The organism is Acinetobacter sp. V115_6, assembly GCF_031799025.1.
GTDB classification, from domain to species: Bacteria; Pseudomonadota; Gammaproteobacteria; order Pseudomonadales; family Moraxellaceae; genus Acinetobacter; species Acinetobacter pittii.
In genome coordinates this window covers 199,156-216,442 of the sequence record NZ_JAVQNO010000016.1, presented here as the reverse complement: position 1 = coordinate 216,442, position 17,287 = coordinate 199,156, and the positions used below count along the sequence as shown (strand labels likewise).

General features: G+C 40.8%; 19 protein-coding genes. 4 read left to right on the top strand and 15 right to left on the bottom strand.

The genetic code is table 11. The annotated features are described in order from the left end of the window. Nucleotides 1-61 precede the first annotated feature (61 nt). The 4 genes from rsgA (at nucleotide 62) to secB (ending at nucleotide 2,393) form a co-directional block, all read left to right on the top strand. The gene (gene rsgA / locus RMA94_RS04240) at nucleotides 62-1,123 is read left to right on the top strand and encodes a ribosome small subunit-dependent GTPase A (RefSeq protein WP_311081956.1); all 1,062 of its coding nucleotides are present in this window, start codon (nucleotides 62-64) and stop codon (nucleotides 1,121-1,123) included. Nucleotides 1,124-1,221: 98 nt separating this feature from the next. After that, nucleotides 1,222-1,638: a rhodanese-like domain-containing protein gene (locus RMA94_RS04235; protein WP_000443006.1), complete on the top strand. Its 417-nt coding sequence runs from the start codon at nucleotides 1,222-1,224 to the stop codon at nucleotides 1,636-1,638. 11 nt (nucleotides 1,639-1,649) lie between these two features. After that, nucleotides 1,650-1,907, top strand: coding sequence for a glutaredoxin 3 (grxC, locus tag RMA94_RS04230; protein ID WP_002114715.1), 258 nt, complete (start codon nucleotides 1,650-1,652; stop codon nucleotides 1,905-1,907). Between the two features lie 27 nt (nucleotides 1,908-1,934). Beyond that, entirely contained in the window at nucleotides 1,935-2,393 is a 459-nt protein-coding gene (gene secB, locus RMA94_RS04225) for a protein-export chaperone SecB (protein WP_002115005.1), read from the top strand. 70 nt (nucleotides 2,394-2,463) lie between these two features. Here the strand turns inward: secB and RMA94_RS04220 are convergent, their stop codons facing one another. Genes RMA94_RS04220 through RMA94_RS04150 form a run of 15 tightly spaced genes read right to left on the bottom strand, consistent with a single transcriptional unit; the run spans nucleotide 2,464 to nucleotide 17,286 of the window. Continuing rightward, nucleotides 2,464-3,120, bottom strand: a complete 657-nt coding sequence (locus RMA94_RS04220; protein WP_311081955.1) for a 4'-phosphopantetheinyl transferase superfamily protein — start codon at nucleotides 3,118-3,120, stop codon at nucleotides 2,464-2,466. Between the two features lie 23 nt (nucleotides 3,121-3,143). Next, entirely contained in the window at nucleotides 3,144-3,578 is a 435-nt protein-coding gene (locus tag RMA94_RS04215; RefSeq protein ID WP_060465279.1) for a hypothetical protein, read from the bottom strand. A gap of 11 nt (nucleotides 3,579-3,589) precedes the next feature. Beyond that, complete coding sequence (locus RMA94_RS04210; RefSeq protein ID WP_014208361.1) at nucleotides 3,590-4,816, bottom strand: beta-ketoacyl-ACP synthase; 1,227 nt, start codon at nucleotides 4,814-4,816, stop codon at nucleotides 3,590-3,592. Continuing rightward, nucleotides 4,816-5,541: a 3-ketoacyl-ACP reductase FabG2 gene (locus RMA94_RS04205; RefSeq protein WP_014208360.1), complete on the bottom strand. Its 726-nt coding sequence runs from the start codon at nucleotides 5,539-5,541 to the stop codon at nucleotides 4,816-4,818. The genes RMA94_RS04210 and RMA94_RS04205 overlap by 1 nt, the downstream gene beginning before the upstream one ends. Nucleotides 5,542-5,564: 23 nt before the next feature. Beyond that, nucleotides 5,565-5,990: a 3-hydroxylacyl-ACP dehydratase gene (locus tag RMA94_RS04200; protein ID WP_014208359.1), complete on the bottom strand. Its 426-nt coding sequence runs from the start codon at nucleotides 5,988-5,990 to the stop codon at nucleotides 5,565-5,567. After that, complete coding sequence (locus tag RMA94_RS04195; protein WP_311081954.1) at nucleotides 5,990-7,192, bottom strand: beta-ketoacyl-[acyl-carrier-protein] synthase family protein; 1,203 nt, start codon at nucleotides 7,190-7,192, stop codon at nucleotides 5,990-5,992. The genes RMA94_RS04200 and RMA94_RS04195 overlap by 1 nt, the downstream gene beginning before the upstream one ends. Beyond that, complete coding sequence (locus tag RMA94_RS04190; RefSeq protein WP_311081953.1) at nucleotides 7,189-7,734, bottom strand: DUF3261 domain-containing protein; 546 nt, start codon at nucleotides 7,732-7,734, stop codon at nucleotides 7,189-7,191. The genes RMA94_RS04195 and RMA94_RS04190 overlap by 4 nt, the downstream gene beginning before the upstream one ends. A gap of 2 nt (nucleotides 7,735-7,736) precedes the next feature. After that, nucleotides 7,737-9,032, bottom strand: a complete 1,296-nt coding sequence (locus RMA94_RS04185; protein WP_311081952.1) for an NAD(P)/FAD-dependent oxidoreductase — start codon at nucleotides 9,030-9,032, stop codon at nucleotides 7,737-7,739. 29 nt (nucleotides 9,033-9,061) lie between these two features. Further along, on the bottom strand, nucleotides 9,062-11,377 hold the full coding sequence (locus RMA94_RS04180; protein ID WP_311081951.1) for a hypothetical protein: 2,316 nt from the start codon (nucleotides 11,375-11,377) through the stop codon (nucleotides 9,062-9,064). Further along, nucleotides 11,352-11,981 (bottom strand): outer membrane lipoprotein carrier protein LolA, encoded by a 630-nt coding sequence (locus tag RMA94_RS04175; protein ID WP_004794688.1) that lies wholly within the window; start codon nucleotides 11,979-11,981, stop codon nucleotides 11,352-11,354. The genes RMA94_RS04180 and RMA94_RS04175 overlap by 26 nt, the downstream gene beginning before the upstream one ends. Then, nucleotides 11,981-12,409 carry a thioesterase family protein gene (locus tag RMA94_RS04170; protein WP_000542808.1) on the bottom strand — a complete coding sequence of 143 codons (429 nt, stop codon included), beginning with the start codon at nucleotides 12,407-12,409 and terminating at the stop codon, nucleotides 11,981-11,983. Before RMA94_RS04170 ends, RMA94_RS04175 begins: the two co-directional genes overlap by 1 nt. A 9-nt stretch (nucleotides 12,410-12,418) precedes the next feature. Beyond that, on the bottom strand, nucleotides 12,419-13,954 hold the full coding sequence (locus RMA94_RS04165) for an aromatic amino acid ammonia-lyase (protein WP_311081950.1): 1,536 nt from the start codon (nucleotides 13,952-13,954) through the stop codon (nucleotides 12,419-12,421). Between the two features lies 1 nt (nucleotide 13,955). Beyond that, nucleotides 13,956-14,882, bottom strand: coding sequence for an acyltransferase (locus RMA94_RS04160; RefSeq protein WP_311081949.1), 927 nt, complete (start codon nucleotides 14,880-14,882; stop codon nucleotides 13,956-13,958). 2 nt (nucleotides 14,883-14,884) lie between these two features. Continuing rightward, a complete protein-coding gene (locus RMA94_RS04155; protein ID WP_311081948.1) occupies nucleotides 14,885-15,625 on the bottom strand; it encodes a glycosyltransferase family 2 protein in 741 nt (246 codons plus the stop codon). Nucleotides 15,626-15,627: 2 nt separating this feature from the next. Then, nucleotides 15,628-17,286, bottom strand: coding sequence for an AMP-binding protein (locus RMA94_RS04150; protein ID WP_032005191.1), 1,659 nt, complete (start codon nucleotides 17,284-17,286; stop codon nucleotides 15,628-15,630). Nucleotide 17,287: the final 1 nt, after the last annotated feature.

Below are 17,287 nucleotides of genomic sequence, written 5' to 3'. Positions count from 1 at the left end.
ATTCTATAGCTGCTTCATGCTATTTTTGCGGTCTTCAAACAATGGTTTTTTTGGGATATGAATGGCTTTAATTCGTAAGCGTCGTTTAACTGAACAACAGCAACGTCGTATTGAAAAACAGCATAAAACTCGCCAAGAAGAGATCGATACTTCACAGGATCTAGACGGACTCATTGTACAACATTATGGCCGTCAACTTGAAGTACAAGCCCTCTCTGTACCTGAGCATCACCCAGAAAAACCACAAGTTGCCGAAGGAGAACCAGAACCATTCTGGAAGCCGATCGAGCTCAATAGTGTTTGGCGTTGCCATACTCGAACTAATCTTGAGTTACTTGTAACTGGTGATCGTGTTAAATGGCAGGCAGACCCAAATACGGGTCTAGGTATTATCACAGCCATTCACCCACGTACATCTTTACTTACCCGCCCTGACCGCTATCACAAAGTTAAACCAGTGGCCGCGAATATCAGTTTGATTGTGATTGTATTTTCACCGCTTCCTGAACCAGCTCCAACGTTAATCGATCGATATTTAGTTGCTTGTGCAGATGCAAACATTCCTGCTCTTTTGGTCCTCAATAAGTCTGATTTACTCACTGAAAATGACCCAATTCTTACCCTATTAGAAGAATATAAAACCTTGGGTTATGAAGTGATGATTTGTCAGTCCAAGAAGGGAGATATCTCTGCTTTATCTGAGCGTTTAGATGGTGAAACCGTAGCATTTGTAGGGCAATCAGGCGTAGGAAAAAGCTCTTTAATTAATGTGCTCATTCCAGATGCAGAGCAAAAAACTAATGTTATTTCTGAAAACTCTGCACTTGGACAACACACGACAACCTCTACGCGCTTAATCAACTTCGGTAAAAATGGTGCCTTAATTGATTCTCCGGGAATTCGTGAGTTTGGGCTTTGGCATCTCGATTTAGAAAAAATTCGTATGGGATTTCCTGACATTGCCGCACATCTAGGATCTTGCCAATTCCGTAATTGCACACATACTCATGAAAAGAATTGTGGGCTTAAACAGGCCGTTGAAGCGGGTGAAATTTTGCCACGACGTTTAGATAGCTTTTTGCGTTTAATCGATGAGATTCAAGAAGCGCAGCAAAAAAACTGATTTTCTGCCCTATTTGCCCTTGAAGTGGTGATTTTGATCACCATCTATATACGCTATACTCTAGGTCAATTTTGTTTTTTAATTTTTTTAGGTGACTTGTGGAACGCTGGTTAGAGTTTATGGGGAATCACCCCATTTTGTTTGGTACGCTCGGAGTCTTGATCGTGTTGTTCTTCATTTTTGAAGGTCAACGTAATGGTCGTAAAATTTCTCCACAGTCGCTTGGTATTTTAGTGAAAGCGAAAAATGCTCTTTTGATTGACTTACGCGATAGCAAAGATTTCCGCGAAGGTCACATTAGTGGCAGTCGCAATATTCCGTATAGCCAAATCGCAAGTCATGCTGACGAATTAAAAGCAAGTGACCGTCCACTGGTATTTATTTGCAACTTGGGGCAAGTTGCTGGAAGTGCTTTGCAAAAAGTTGCTCACCACGATAGCTATCGTCTTGATGGTGGTATTAGTAACTGGAAAGCACAAGGCTTACCTCTTGTTAAAAGCAAACCAAAAGCTTAAGGAGAATTATCATGGCTGCAAATGTCATTGTTTACTCAACTTCTGTATGCCCGTATTGTGTTCGTGCTAAACAGTTACTTGAGCGTAAAGGTGTTGCTTATAAAGAAGTAAATCTTTCTGTTGAAGCACCAGAAGTACGTGTTGAATTAATGCAACGCACAAATCATCGTACTGTCCCACAAATTTTCATTAACGATCAGTTTATCGGTGGTTTTGACCAACTTTATGCTTTAGAGCGTGAAGGTAAACTCGACGAATTATTGGCTTAACATCGCATCCATATTAAGGAAAAAACAATGAGCGAAGAACAACAAGTTCAACCACAATTAGCTTTAGAGCGTATTTATACAAAAGATATTTCTTTTGAGGTTCCAGGGGCGCAGGTTTTTACTAAACAATGGCAACCTGAACTTAATATCAATCTTTCTTCTGCTGCAGAAAAGATTGACCCAACTCACTTTGAAGTTTCTTTAAAAGTTGTGGTACAAGCCGATAACGACAACGAAACAGCGTTCATTGTAGATGTAACTCAATCAGGTATTTTCTTGATCGACAATATTGAAGAAGAGCGTTTACCTTATATTTTAGGCGCATACTGCCCAAATATTTTGTTCCCGTTCTTACGTGAAGCTGTAAATGATTTAGTAACTAAAGGTAGCTTCCCACAGTTACTTCTTACTCCAATCAACTTTGATGCAGAGTTTGAAGCCAACATGCAACGTGCTCAAGCTGCTGCTGTTGAAGGTCAAGCTTAATTTTTTAGCTTCTCCTTTTAATAGAAAACCGCGTATTACGCGGTTTTTTTTATGTGTGCTATTTAGATTATTAACGATCAAGTGAGTGAAGCTGAATAGACGGAAACTGAAAACCACGGCAAGATAACTCTGAACGCCATGCTACAGTTAATATCATATTACCAGCAATAAAATTCTGATAAGCAAATGTCCCATTAAGTGGATGAGAACAGACTCCACCATGATCAGTAGGATGTGCCTGAGTATTTAACGTATTTAAATCTAAACGTATGCCTAATCCTGAAGCTTTTAAAACGGCTTCTTTAATGGTCCAGACTTTGAACCAATATTCTCTATCTTGGTCCAAACTTAGCCACATTGCATATTCATCGGGATGAAAAGCATGTTTTGCTAAAGCATCTAAGCGTACATTTCGATCCAGTTCCTCAACATCTACCCCAATATCTTTAACATGTTCGCTCATGGCTAAAGCGTAGTATTGTTGGCTATGTGAGTGATTAAAATACAAAGTGTGATACAACAAATAAGGTTTACCATGTTTATACTTGGCAAACTCCAATTCCATTGAATTGATTTGTAGTTTCTCTGCAATCAGTCTATTTCTGACACTCTGTATTTGTTGTTTTTTATAATGATTAAATGAACGGAAGTCTGGAAAATCTTGTTTAGACTTTGAAAGAAGCTGAGATAATGCCTGTGTATAGACTTCAATTTTCCGCTTAGACATTATCTCGACCTTACTTAAAATTATTAGAATTTAACGACATCGCCTTTTAAAGCAACACCCGCCATCATGGTGCCTTTATAGCAATCGTAAGTTGTCGTACTCGTTGTTTCATTGGCTTTAAAATAGCTCACAATATTGGTCACGGCGTTTGCCCCTTGTGCTTTAGCATTGTTTTGCATTTGGATCAGTGCTGAACGTAAAACCCAGTCACAAGACGTTGCTGCTGACTTACCAAAACCATTGGTTTTTTTATTGGTTACCGCATCTTTTTGAATAATTTTACCGCCAGACTTTGTACCCTTTAAATAAAACTTTACTGAACCATCTAAAGTCCCATCTGCAACTGCACGGTCTACAGCTTCTTTAAAATTCAACTGATGTACTTCATCTCCAGCCTGAACAGTGGCAGTAAAACCCGCACTTAGCATTGCTACAAATAAAAGTTTTTTATTTAACATTGTTGTGTTCCTTATTGTTTAACACGTTTAAAAATAAGCGAAGTATTAATTCCGCCAAAAGCAAAGTTATTGCTCATAATAATGTCAGCATCCAAATTTCTCGGCTGCTGAACGATATAATCTAGTTCACCACATAGCGGGTCGATTTCATCTAGATTTAAAGTTGGAATAAAACGGCCACGATTCATCATTTCGATGCTTAACCAAGCTTCAATAGCCCCACACGCCCCCAGCGTATGTCCAAAATAACTCTTTAAAGAGCTAATTGGTTTATAGCCTAAAACTTTTGCAGTGGCTTGGCTCTCCGCCACATCACCCTGATCAGTTGAAGTACCATGCGCGTTTACATAGGCAATGTCTTTAGCCTCTACAGATGCATCTTTAAGCGCTAACTCCATACAGCGTCCCATCATTTCTGACTCAGGACGAGTTACATGTTGACCATCGGTATTACTACCATAGCCAATCACTTCTGCATAAATATGAGCACCTCGGGCTTTGGCATGTTCATATTCTTCGAGAATTAAACACCCTGCCCCTTCACCAATCACCAATCCATCTCGTTTAGCATCAAATGGTCGTGGTGTTTTTTCAGGTTGATCATTCATTCCACTGGTCGCGAACAATACATCAAAAACCGCTGCACCTGCCGCACTGAGTTCCTCTGCACCACCCGCAATCATGACCTGTTGTTTGCCATATTTGATTGCTTCATACGCTTGCCCAATTGCCATGGAACCAGAGGTACATGCGCTTGAGGTAGGTAAAGTTAATCCTTTTAGGCCAAAGTATACGGTCATGTTCACCGCACTGGTGTGGGCCATCATGCGAATATAAGTGGTGGCATTAATCTTACTCATGCTCTGGTGAAGCAACATACTTGCAAACTCGCCCACGGCATCTACGCTACCCGCAGAAGAACCAAAGGCAACACCCGCTTCGCCACTAGATAAAATTTCATGCCCAAGCAAACCAGCATTTTGTAAAGCAGTTTCGGCACAAACCACAGACATGAGTGCTACACGCCCCATTCCACGGGTAACTTTACGGTTAAAATGTTTTGGAACATGAAATGTTTCAACAGGCCCAGCAAGCTTGGTCCGAAGGTCAACATATTGCTCCCACTCCGGCATGTAGCGAATACCGCTTTTAGCAGCTTCAAATCGCGCAAAGATGTCATCGGCAGTTTCACCTAAAGAGGTAATGCCTGCCATTCCTGTCACAACTACACGTTTCATCAAATGAGTCCTCCATTTACAGAGATCACCTGTCGAGTTACATACGAGGCTTCATCTGAACACAAGAATTTCACTACGCTCGCCACTTCATCAACCTGTCCCATGCGCTGCAGCGGAATCATTTTAAGCGCATGTTCTTTGACTTCATCTGTCACCATTTCGGTTTCAATCAGTCCAGGGGCTACACAGTTCACAGTAATTTTTCGCTTCGCCAATTCGAGTGCCAAAGCCTTGGTCGCACCAATTAGACCTGCTTTTGCAGCACTGTAGTTGACCTGTCCACGATTACCCATAATTCCAGACACAGAAGATAAAGTGACAATACGGCCACCTTTGCGTAAGTGAATCATTGGCATGATAAGTGGTTTTAAAACATTATAGAAACCGTCTAAGGAAGTCGAAATTACTTCATCCCAATCTTGATCTGTTAACGCAGGAAAAGCACCATCATGAGTAAGACCTGCATTTAATACAACCCCATAAAAAGCGCCATGCTGCTCTACGTCTTGTTCTAGAATTTGTTGAACCGTCTGGCGCTCATTTACATCAAACATTAAATAATGGCTATTTTGACCTAAGGCTTGAATCTCTTGTACAACTTGCTCAGCCTCTGCCTGACGTGAACGCGCGTGTACAGTTACATCAAAACCAGCCTTTGCCAGCTGTAATGCAATCGCTTTCCCAATTCCTCGGCTTGAACCCGTTACTAAAATTCGTCTTGTCACAATGTATTCCTAATTCTTTGTGGTTATTCAAATGGTGTTTCTGTAGGTTCAAATACACTTAACGTTGCCTGAATGCAGTGCTCAGCATATTGAATTTCACAGGAAAATTGCCCAAGTCCTTCATGAAAATATTGTTGCTCTATTTGGATAATCAATCGTGAACCTAAGGAGAAATAAGGGATGGGTAAATTTAATTTACGCGTTCCCAATAAGAAACCGACTTTTGGTGCTTGTTTTGACTGCTGACCCTGCCAGCCTGAATAAGCACTAATTGTTTGTGCCATAATTTCAATGCTTGCCCATGTCGGCAAACCTTCTGCTTCACAAAACATGAGCTCTGGTGTAATCGTTAGTTCTGCTTGCGCCCGCCCTTCTGCAACATCCGTTAAATGGTCAATAAATACCATCGGTTGCTCATGAGGAATATATTGAATTGCCTCTAGTTTCATTAGGGTTTTACTCCAAAAACAAGACTAATATTACTTCCCCCAAAAGCGAAAGAATTACTCATGACATAGCGAATGGGTTGTTTTAGTTCAGTATCTTGCACATAGTTTTGATCGGCCAAATCTGGATCAATCTCAACATTTTGATGTAAAGGCAACCAGCTTTGATCCTTTAGAATCTGTTCACAAATAAAAGCTTCTATGGCACCCGCTGCACCGAGACAATGTCCAGTTTTATGTTTTGTACTACTTAAAGCAACTTGGTAATCACCAAAAACTTGTCTTACAGCCTTAATTTCCATTGCGTCATTTTGTGGAGTTGCTGTCCCATGCAAGTTGATATAACCCACCTCTTGAGCGGAAATATGTGCAATATCTAATGCACGTTGCATAGCTAAAGCGGCACCTTTACCTTCAGGGTGCGGGGCTGAAATGTGCCATGCATCCATGGACTCACCCGCCCCCATTAACATGACAGGTGCTTGTTCTTTACTTAGTACAAAAAACGCAGCAGCTTCACCAATATTAATACCATCACGGCTTACACCGCAGGGTTGGCAAATATGTGCAGATAAACTCTCTAGACTATTAAATCCATTTAGGGTCAACTTACACAAGGTATCGACGCCACCAACCAGCACAACATCTGCTAAGTCTGCGTGAAGTAATCTCTGTCCTGCGGCTAATGCTTTAGCGCTTGAAGAACAAGCTGTTGAAATCGTATATGCAGGCCCTTCCCATCCTAAGTACTGCTGCAATGCTTTCGCTAAACAGCTCATTTCTTGAGGATAGTGAGATATTGATAGATCGATTTGCCCTTGAAAATACTGCTTAAGTAATAATTCATTATCTGCAATACCAGAAGTAGAGGTGCCTACCACAATGGCTAAACGTTTATTTTCAAAGGAAGCACTATAAGCTTTTAACTCTGTTTCAATTTTAGATAATGCGGTTAAGGCAAAACGTAGATTACGAGAATCTACAGACCGCAAAGCATCAGGTACGCTCGAACATAATGGATGCGTATATTGCCCCACCCAAACATCACGATCAGCGATTAAATCATCTCGCAAAGTTAAGGTTTGCTGCGGCTCTTGTAATGCCTGTTTAATTTGATTAAGTTCGCAACCTAATGCAGATAAACCAACACTAAATTGTATGCCTACTGCCATTGGAGCTGCATTTTCTGAAGGTAAATGTTTCATGGCGTAGGACTTTCTTCTGTCTGTAAAGTGTTCTCAATCGAACTCAGCATCATGGCATAAGGAACTTGTTCATTAATCAATTCAATGCTTCCTTGCTCCTGTTTAAGCTGCAACACAGGTTGCTTTTCAATATAAACAACCTGCTTGTCTGCTTGTTGTTTCATCTCTACGGCTTGCTGCCCTAACTGTGAAAATTGAGGGTAAGTCGCAAACAAAAGATCACGTACCACAAACTCAAAAGGCAATAAACGCATTTGATCAATGCGTTGTTCAACATGAACCCGATGCCCATCAAACTGTAACTTAAATAATTGTTGACCTGTCAGGCTCAAAGCAACCATATCTAGTACAGCACCCTTTTGCTGTTGATATAGCAAGAAGCTAAAACTTTGCTGCTTCCACTGAACCTCAACCTGATCTTGCCTTTGATAAGTCTGAGCTTGCCACAGTGGACTTTGCAGCCCTTTAGCATGTGGCATAACCTGACAACCATTTAAAAATATAAAGCTACTGAGTAATATCGTTGCCCATTTGCGTTGCATGGTTATCCCTCAAGTACCTGTTCTTGCGCCAAGCCTTCACGACAATATTCTGCCAAAGTGCTGAGTCTACGTTTGGCATTTTTATGGATTGGATTTTTTTCATCCCACGCATAACCAGCCAATAATGAAGAAATCATACGGCGAATGCCTTCATTCTGATTTTGCGAAAACACGACATCTTGGAACTCGCCTTCGTACCATGACTCAACATAGGCACGAAATACCTGAATACCACGGCGTAATGGTTTTTCATATTCTTCTAACCAGTCGACTTGCTGACCTTGCAAAACTCGTTCAACCAAAGGAACAGCCAAACTGGAAGATTTAAGAGCAATCGTTACACCTGATGAAAAGACTGGATCAAGAAACTCACCCGCATTACCTAATAGCGCATAGTTGCGGTCTGCCAAGTGTTTTACATTCGCTGAGTAGCCCACCAAAGTACGCACTGGTGTATCAAAGTTTGCACGGCGCAAGACATGTGACAAGCTTGGTTCATCGGCCAAAATGCGTTTGAACATTGCTTCCGGTTCATTATCTTCAGCATTTTTGACCGTGTATTTGTCAAAAAAATCTTGTTCTGCAACAACACCAAAAGAAGCTCGTCCATCTGCAAATGGAATCAGCCAATACCATGCACGATGATCTTTTTCATGGACAGTAATTAAAATTTTATTACGGTCAAACTCTGGGTCATCTGTAATTCCGTCTTCAATATGGGTAAACAGTGCACGTCGTACCGGAAAATTTGATGGGCTCTCTAGATCTAATAATTTTGGTAAAATTCGCCCAAAGCCACTCGCATCTAATAAGAATTTAGTTTGAATCTGATAACGCTGTTGTTCTTCATCGATTACTGTAAGTACAGGCTGTTCAGATGCAACATCAACATCTAAGACTTCATGTCCAAAGCGTATATCTGCGCCATAAACTTGAGCCTGCTTTGCTAGCAAATTGTCAAAATCTGCACGGCGAACTTGCCAAGTTGTTCCCGGACCATCCGTAAATTTTTCTGTAAAGTCATAAAAACTACGCTGTTTGCCACGTAGAAAAGCTGCCCCATTTTTAAATTGAAAAGCATATTGCTCAACATGCTCACGGACTGTTTCTAATAAACCAGCCTCTTCTAAAAACGCCATAGACTGCGGTAACAATGACTCACCAATCGAAAAACGAGGGAAATGCTGTTTTTCAATGACCGTAACGGTATAGCCCTTTTTTCGAAGAAGTGCAGCAGCAGAACTACCTGATGGCCCAGCCCCAATAATCACGACGTCAATTTTTTCTATAGTGCTCATAGCACAACTTCCTTTTTAATTTATTCAAATTATGAATGGTCTTGTAAATTTACAATATGTTTTTCATCTGCAGGGGTTAACAAAGTCGCATAGATAAACGAGAAAATAACCCCGAATAAAACCGTTAAACCAAAACAATGAATTGCATAAGTATGGCTAAATGAAAGTAATCCAAAGCCAAGTAAGGTCGACATCATACATAAAAATAATGCCATTCCAACTACTTGAGGGTGATCATGTCCATGTCGGTAGAAAATTGCATAGTCGACACCAATCCCAATAATCAGAAAAGTCGCCATAATACTAAACAGGTTAATCTCGACACCTAACCATGCCTGAACAGCAAAAGTGCTTAGTAAAGCCAAGCTGACTGGCAAGACCAAAGGTACAATCGAACTTAATCCATAAATAAGCGCTAAACCAACTGCCAGACCAATTAAGGCATAAATCAGAAGATGTTGAGCCTGCACTCGATGTTCAGCAAACATTTGTGACATCGCAGTAATCGGTTGCTGGAAATGTATATGCTCATTCTGAAGTTGCTTTAACGCGTCAGGTTGTTTCACCCCTGTCACCATCACTAATCGCTCATTAGCTTGAGGTTGTAAAAAAGCTAAAGGGTGATCTTTAAATACTGAAAAATCTAATAACGGTTGTGCCGCTAGTTGCTGTTGCCACTGTAAAACATCAGTGACATTTAGGCCCATACTTTGTGCATATTGCTGCAAAGTCGCTTTTGGAATATTTCTTAATAATTGTAGATTACTTTGCTGCTCTGCTAATGGTGGAATCCATTGTCCTAAAGCTTGAAATGCACTGATTTTCCCTTGTGACTGTAACTGTTGCAAATGTCCAATCAGTTGCTGCTCTTGTTGCTGCATTTCATTTGCAGATGCTGCACGCACCACAAAATAATCACTACTTTGCTGCTGGCCAAATTGCTTACGAACAGCTTGGTCCTGCTGTTTTAAGCTCGCGTCCATACCTTGTAAGTTACGAATATCATCGTTACTTTTAAGATAGAAAAGACTTGCCGTACCTACTGCTAAAATGACTGCAATCAAGCCATAACGAACTTTGGCACGCTGTTGAAACCATAACCGTGCTTGTCCAATCCACGACAATGCTTTTATTGCTGGCTGGGCATTGAGTGCAGGTAATCTTGGTAATAGCAGTACACTACTGATCCACGCCGCAGTTAATCCTACAATTGAAAAGACCGCAATCTGCTTAAATCCTGGGAATGGGGTAAAACTCAAAAAGATGTAAGCAACCAATGTGGTCATTAAGCCCATAAACAAACTTGGTAATAGCGGTTTTAAAATTTGAAAACCACCAAGCTTTCTATGCTGCGATTGCATCGCCATAAAATAAAATGAAAAGTCGACACAGACACCAATCAGACTTGCACCAAAGACCAATGTCATCAGGTGAATTTCACCAAACACCCAATGTGTGACCGCAAACGCCACAAAGCTTCCAGTCGAAACTGCAATAAACTCGGTCGCCAAAGGTCGCAGTGAGCGAAAGCCGAACCAAACCAGAAAAATTAAGCCCAGTGTCGAGCCAACACCAATTGTTGAGATTTCCTGTTTAGCCGATTGCGTACCAAAATTTGAAAATAAAATAGTTCCAGTCCAATGAGATTTTAATCCCATTGCCGCTAGTTTTTGCTTAGTTTGTTCAATCCAAGTAGAGGTCTGTTCTTGATAATCAATATTGTATGGACTTTGCGTTAGCTGTAATACGAAAAGCCGAGAAATGCCTTGTTCATGATGAATTGTGGCAAAGCCCTGCTCCATTTCAATATCTTGCTGTGACGGGGTTGCCAACTGCATGGCATAACGAGGGAACAATAATAGCGGATCTTGCTTAAGTGACTCAGCAGTGACAGGCATACCTGGACTCATCATCTGCATCAGACTTTGTTCAGTCAGCGCAGCATAATCCTTTTTTTGCAATAAGGCTTGATCTTGAGCACTCAACAATCCTGCGCGATGTTGATACAACTGTTTTGCAAATTGATCAAAATCAAGTTGTGGCTTCAGCGGTTGCCACAACTGGCTTTGCTTGGCCTGCGCTGTTAAGAAATGAGTCGCTTGTTGTATCGCAGCTTCATCTTTGGCATCTACCACCACAAATACTTTATTGTTGAGTTGCTCATTCATGTACTGCTGAGTACGTGCAAGTTCTGGGTCTTGCTGAACTTTAGGCAATAACGCAAAAATATTAGTTTGAATATGAATATCTTTATTCAGCCACGTCACGCCAAGCCCAGCAGCAATCAGTAACAGGGCAATTAACCAAAGCGCGGTGAACTTATTTTGCCAGTTGGAAAATCGCATGCTCAGCAGCCGTTAGAGTCGTCGGTTGAGAAGTCTGGTGACTAAAGCGAATGGTCGTTAAATTATTCGCTTTCTCGGTAATCACGATTTGGTTAACATACTGTTGCCCTTGAGCATCAACACGCACAAATAACTTTTTAAACAAGCTACTTTTCGGAGTTAAGCTCATGCTCCAACCCGCTGGACTATAATTCGCACTTACTACATTAAAATTCTTTGCCAAAGCCTGTTCATTACCAGACATGAGCTGTAAGAATAAAGTTGCGACCGAACTATATGGCGATTGATCAACTTGTATTTGGCTAAATGTACGCTGAGTTTTCTGTACCAATTTGGTTGGGGTAACGATCAAATCTGCTTGCACAGGTCGTTTGATTTGCCACGCTACACCATAAGATTTTGAGAACAACAAAGAGCCGTTCGATACAAAAGTTTTATTCAACGATGGCAATTTTTTTTGCTGTTCGAAATCAGCACGAACCGTAGGAGATTGTGACAATTGCTGAAAAATTTGAGTGATCTGTGTTGGCGCTGCATAGACCGCACTTAAACTGCTCATCCAAACAGCAGCACCTAAACCTAAAGTTTTGATGAATTGAGACATCACGCATTCCTCTTCGGTTGAAACTCAGACCATGCATTCAAGCGATCAAACAAAACCTGTGGCGATTGAAAACACATTTCACGAGCTTCAATATTCACAGCCACCTGTGTGGTATAACCTTTAGTTAAACGTTTCCCAGACTCAGCATCAAAAATCAAGTAATCGATTTTCAAACGATTTTCCCATTCCTTTAAAATGGCTCGAACCCGAATCTTTTGTTCAAACTCAATACCGTATGCATAGCGAACATGGCTTTCAATCACAGGCCATGCATAGCCTGATTCTTTCATCTGCATATAGTTATAATGGAATTGATCGAGCAACTTACAGCGAGCAATCTCAAAATATTTTAAATAGTGTCCATGCCAAACCACATTCATGGTATCGACATCATGAAATGGAATTTCAATGATTACATCTGCATGCATTGGCTCACCTTATCCCATAAATTCTGGTTGATTAAACAATTCAAGTTGGTCTAAACGATCAACAATCTGTTGTAATTCGGTTTGTAATGGTCGGTCTTCTTCGACAAATGCAAAGCTTTGTAAGGTCCATTGCATAAATGCCTGCAATGTCGGACTTAACTGTGCCGTGAAACCTTTTAAATGAATCGCCTGCACACTCGCACAGCAAAGAGCTGCAATGACTTGCTGTGTTAAGGTAATTACACGGCTCGCATCACGTGCAGCAATAGTACCCATACTGACTTTGTCTTGGTTATGACATTCGGTTGAACGTGAAAAAATTGAAGCAGCTAAAGTATTTTTCAAAGCTTCAGCCGTCCACGCCGATACTCCGATTTGTACCGCTTTAAAACCATGATTCAATGGTAAACGTTCAGCCGTTGCACCGGTTAAATTACGCGGTAAACCATGATTCATTTTGTGGTCAACCAACTGTGCAATTTGTCTGTCCATCAAATCAGCAATATTGGCAATCATAATTTTTAAGCTATCCATTGCCTGTGCAATATGTCCACCGTAAAAATGACCGCCATGCAATACACGCATCCCTACAGGATCAATCAATGGATTGTCATTACTTGAGTTCAACTCATTTTCAATGAACTGACGTAACCATACTTTTGAGTCTTCAAACACACCAATAATATGCGGTGCACAACGAAGCGAATAACGGTCTTGCAAACGTGGGCTTTGATGTGCTGTTTGTACTTCACTATTCAGCCAGTCACGTAATTGCTTGGCAATGTGTTGCTGTCCCGGATGGGGCTTCTGTGCAAACAGGACTTCATCAAAATGACTAGGATTACCTTCCAAAGCCAATACATTTAGAGCAGTAATTAAAGTACTTGCAAGTGCAATTTGCTCTGCTTTTTTATAGTTTAGACAAGCAATTGCCGTCATCACCGCTGTGCCGTTCATGAGCGCCAAACCTTCTTTAGGTCTAAGCGTTAAAGGCTGCAAGCCTTTTTCAGCATACACCTGAGCAACTGGAACAATATTCCCATCAACATACACATCACGCTCACCGACTAAAGTTCCCGCAATGTAAGACAAAGGCGTTAAGTCCCCGCTTGCCCCGACTGAACCTTCAGAGGGAATGACTGGAATTACATTTTCGTTCAGCAACCATACCAAGCGCTCAAGTAGTGCTATTGATACACCCGAATAACCGCGAGCTAACGAACATAAACGCGTCACCACCACTGCACGTGCAGTGATGACATCTAAATTTTCACCTAAACCACAACCATGAAAACGTGAAAGATGCAGCGGCAGTTCATTGACCTGATGTAATGGCACTTCAACCAAACATGAGTCACCATAACCCGTGGTCACACCGTAGATCACCCCTTCTTCTTCAAGGAGTTGATCTAGAAAATCAGCGCCTTTTTGAATCAGTTCACGCCACTCAGACGTTTCAGGTAAAGCAACCTGACATTCGCTTCTTGCTACAGAAACGACATCTTCAATACTCAGTGGCTGTTCACCTACGGTTAACACACGCATGTTATTTCGTCCAAAAATTATAAAAATTAAACCATTGATAAGGGGCACGCAGACAATGCTGTTCTAGTACGGCAACATACGTTTTAGTGATGGTTTGCATACTTTCAATACGGTTAGCGCGAGGTAAATTTATCTGCTCGGCAATTGAATGAATATGCACTTGAAACTGCTGCTGCACCCGATAGCAAAACACCGCAATAACAGGCACTTTGAGTAAATTTGCTAAAATCCATGCACCCTGCGGGAAAGCTGCTGACTCTCCTAAAAAATCAACATGCTGTACACGATCTGACTGCACAGGAACTCGATCTGCCGCCACAATGACCCATTCACCTTGCTGCATCTTGTCTTGCAACAGCATGGCCGTTTCAATACCTAGCTCATCAACTGATAAAAGACAAACATCTGCCTTATCATTTATTTTTTTCAAAAACTCATTAAATTTTGTCGCGTGCTTTTGGTAAACCAGCACATTAATTTTCTGCGGATGCTCTGACTTAATTGCTCGAAGCAACTCAATATTGCCAAAGTGAGAAACAATAATCAGAGCACCTTTTTGATAATGCTCAGAGAAGTTTTCATGTCCAAAAACTTGCAGTTCCTGCTCGGGAATATTGCCTAGCCAGCCCTCAATCTTATCTAAAATACATTCGCCAAATTGCATGAAATGCGCGTAGCTATTTGTCCAATTTGGTTGGTGGCTAAAGGGAGATTGTGATCCAGCAAAATGATGCAGTTTTTGTAAATAGAGTAAAGAAGCCTGTCTTGCTGTGGCTGCAAATAACCAATACCACATAATGACAAAATACATCACCAACTTGCATAACCAACGTCCACCAAAACGGTAAAACCACAACATCAGCATAAGGGGTAACATGCCACCTCGCTCTTTAATGTCGTTCCATTTTGGTGAAGCTGAATCTGTCATAATTAACCTTGCAGCTTTTGTTTTAATAGCTTCGGTAAGCGAATCAGCATGCCCATAAACAAAGTTGCATGCGCTTTACTTAGCCCTAAGTTATCTCGCCAAGCATGAAAATGAGAAATACCCTGCTCTGGATAAACCACAGGCGTTGGTACATTAATAAAAGGAGTATTTTCCCATTTTAAACGTACTAAAATTTCACTATCAAAACCCATACGTGGCTGAAATTTAGCACTATTTAAAACCTTTATCGTGCTCTCAAGCGGATACACGCGAAACCCGCACATGCTGTCTTTAATTTCAAAAGACAAACTGTTTAACCACACCCAAAAATGAGTGATGTAGCGGCCATATAAGCGCTTTTTAGGAATAGAGGCATCAAAGTATGGCTGACCAATTACCATTGCATCTGGATGTTGTCGAGACTGCTCAATAAATTTTGGAATGTCATCCCAGCAGTGTTGACCATCGGCATCAAGTTGTAATGCATGGCTTAAACCAAGCTCATAGGCTGCACGCAAACCAGTCATTACGGCTTGTCCCTTACCCCTATTCACATCATGTTCAATAAGATGAATTTGAGAATATTGCTCTGCCAATCCTTTTAAAATTTGGCTACATGCATCATCACTGCCATCATTGACCAAAACAATCGGTAGACCAAAACTGTTCAGATAAGAAATTAAATCTGCTAAATAATGTGGATGGTTATAAACCGGAACAACAAAGCCGTAATTGGTCTGCATTTTTAACCCTCTACTTCCGTTTGCAAAGCAAATAATAATCGCCCTGAAGCCAGAATTTGTTCTGAATCACGTAGTTCAAAACTCACTTTATGCTCTTTTCGAGAAAACTTGAGTTGTACTACAGCATAAGGGCGAATCAGGTTTTGGAATTTTAACTGCTCATATCCCTGACACCAGCTCAAATCAGACCAAATTGATTTAGCAAATTGTTGTAAAAAGCCTATTTGCCCAACCCCAGGATAAATGGGTTGTGTTGGGAAATGCCCTTTAAAACATGCTAATTCAGGTGGAAATTCCAACTCCCAAATGTAGTCATCTGAATTTTGAGACTGTGACAGCACCACGGGTTGTAACATAGGCTTAAATAGAGTTTTCAAATAGTTTTTATTGAGTTTGGACTGAGTATTTTGTGGTAACTGGCTAAGGAAACGCCATTGACGAGGAATCGCCATCGTTTCCAAGCTGTCTTTTAATTGCTGTTTTAAATGGTTGACAAAAGCGGACTTACCTTGCTGTTGTAACTGCTCACGAGCTTGTTCTGTTAGAACAACAATACAACCCAACATTTGGCGTAGCTCATATTCAAGTACCAATACATGACAGTGTTTTACGACATCTAAAGCCTGAATAGTTTGCTCGATCGCATCTAGACTTAAACGCTTTTCTTCAAGTTTTACAATTCGATCTGTACGCCCCATCAGTTTAAAGGCCTGACATGTTGCATCTGTCCATGCAGCACCATCACCTGTGGTAATCCAGTCATTCTCATAGGCATGATTACTCTTGACCATAAGCTGCTGCTCTTCAATACGAATAGCCACATTACTAAATGCAGTCCAAGCATCTTCATCTTTAGCGCGATGGGCAATACCACCAGTTTCCGAACTTCCCAAAACTTCAATAATCGGACAATTTAGTAAAGGACGAACCCCACTTTCTAGCTTGCCCCCGGAACTAAAGACCATCTGGCAGTGTTGTAAAACAACATCGGTTGTCCAGCGTTTTAATAAAGCAGGACTTGAGATCAAATAATTGCTTAACCTCATTGTTTCTAATTGTTTTTGGGCTTGTACCACATCTTCAGGGAATGCCATTTGAGGATTATAAAAACTTCGACCTGTAGCAAGTGGTAGTAATAATTTAAACAGTAATCCATAAATATGTTGATGACTAACTGTTGCAATCGCAGTTGCATGTTCATCAAAGCTAAAACTCTGACTCAACCCTTGGACTTCGTTAAGTAATTGTCTAAGTGTTCTTGGAATTTTTTTAGGTTCTCCAGTTGAACCCGACGTATAAAAATAGAGTTGAGCCTGCTCTAAAAAAGCATCGTCTAACATTAAAGATAAAGGAACAACTTCTCCAATTTCTTGACGCTTTAAAAAATAAATCTGTTGTGCTGCAAAATCCTGTTCTAATTCACGCACTCGATTGGGTGGCAAAAGTATTTGTTTTTTCGCTAACAAAGCAGCAAAGAATAAAACCAGAAATTCATAACTATCTGCTTCCCATAAAGCCCAAGTTAGATTTTCCATTTGAGCAATTGCAGCAGCTTGTAACGCCACATCCTGCCAAAATTGATTAAAACTGGTCGAGTTTAGAGTACCGTCTATACAAAGTGGCTGAGCTGAATCGATGAATTTTTGAAAGTGGCAATACATA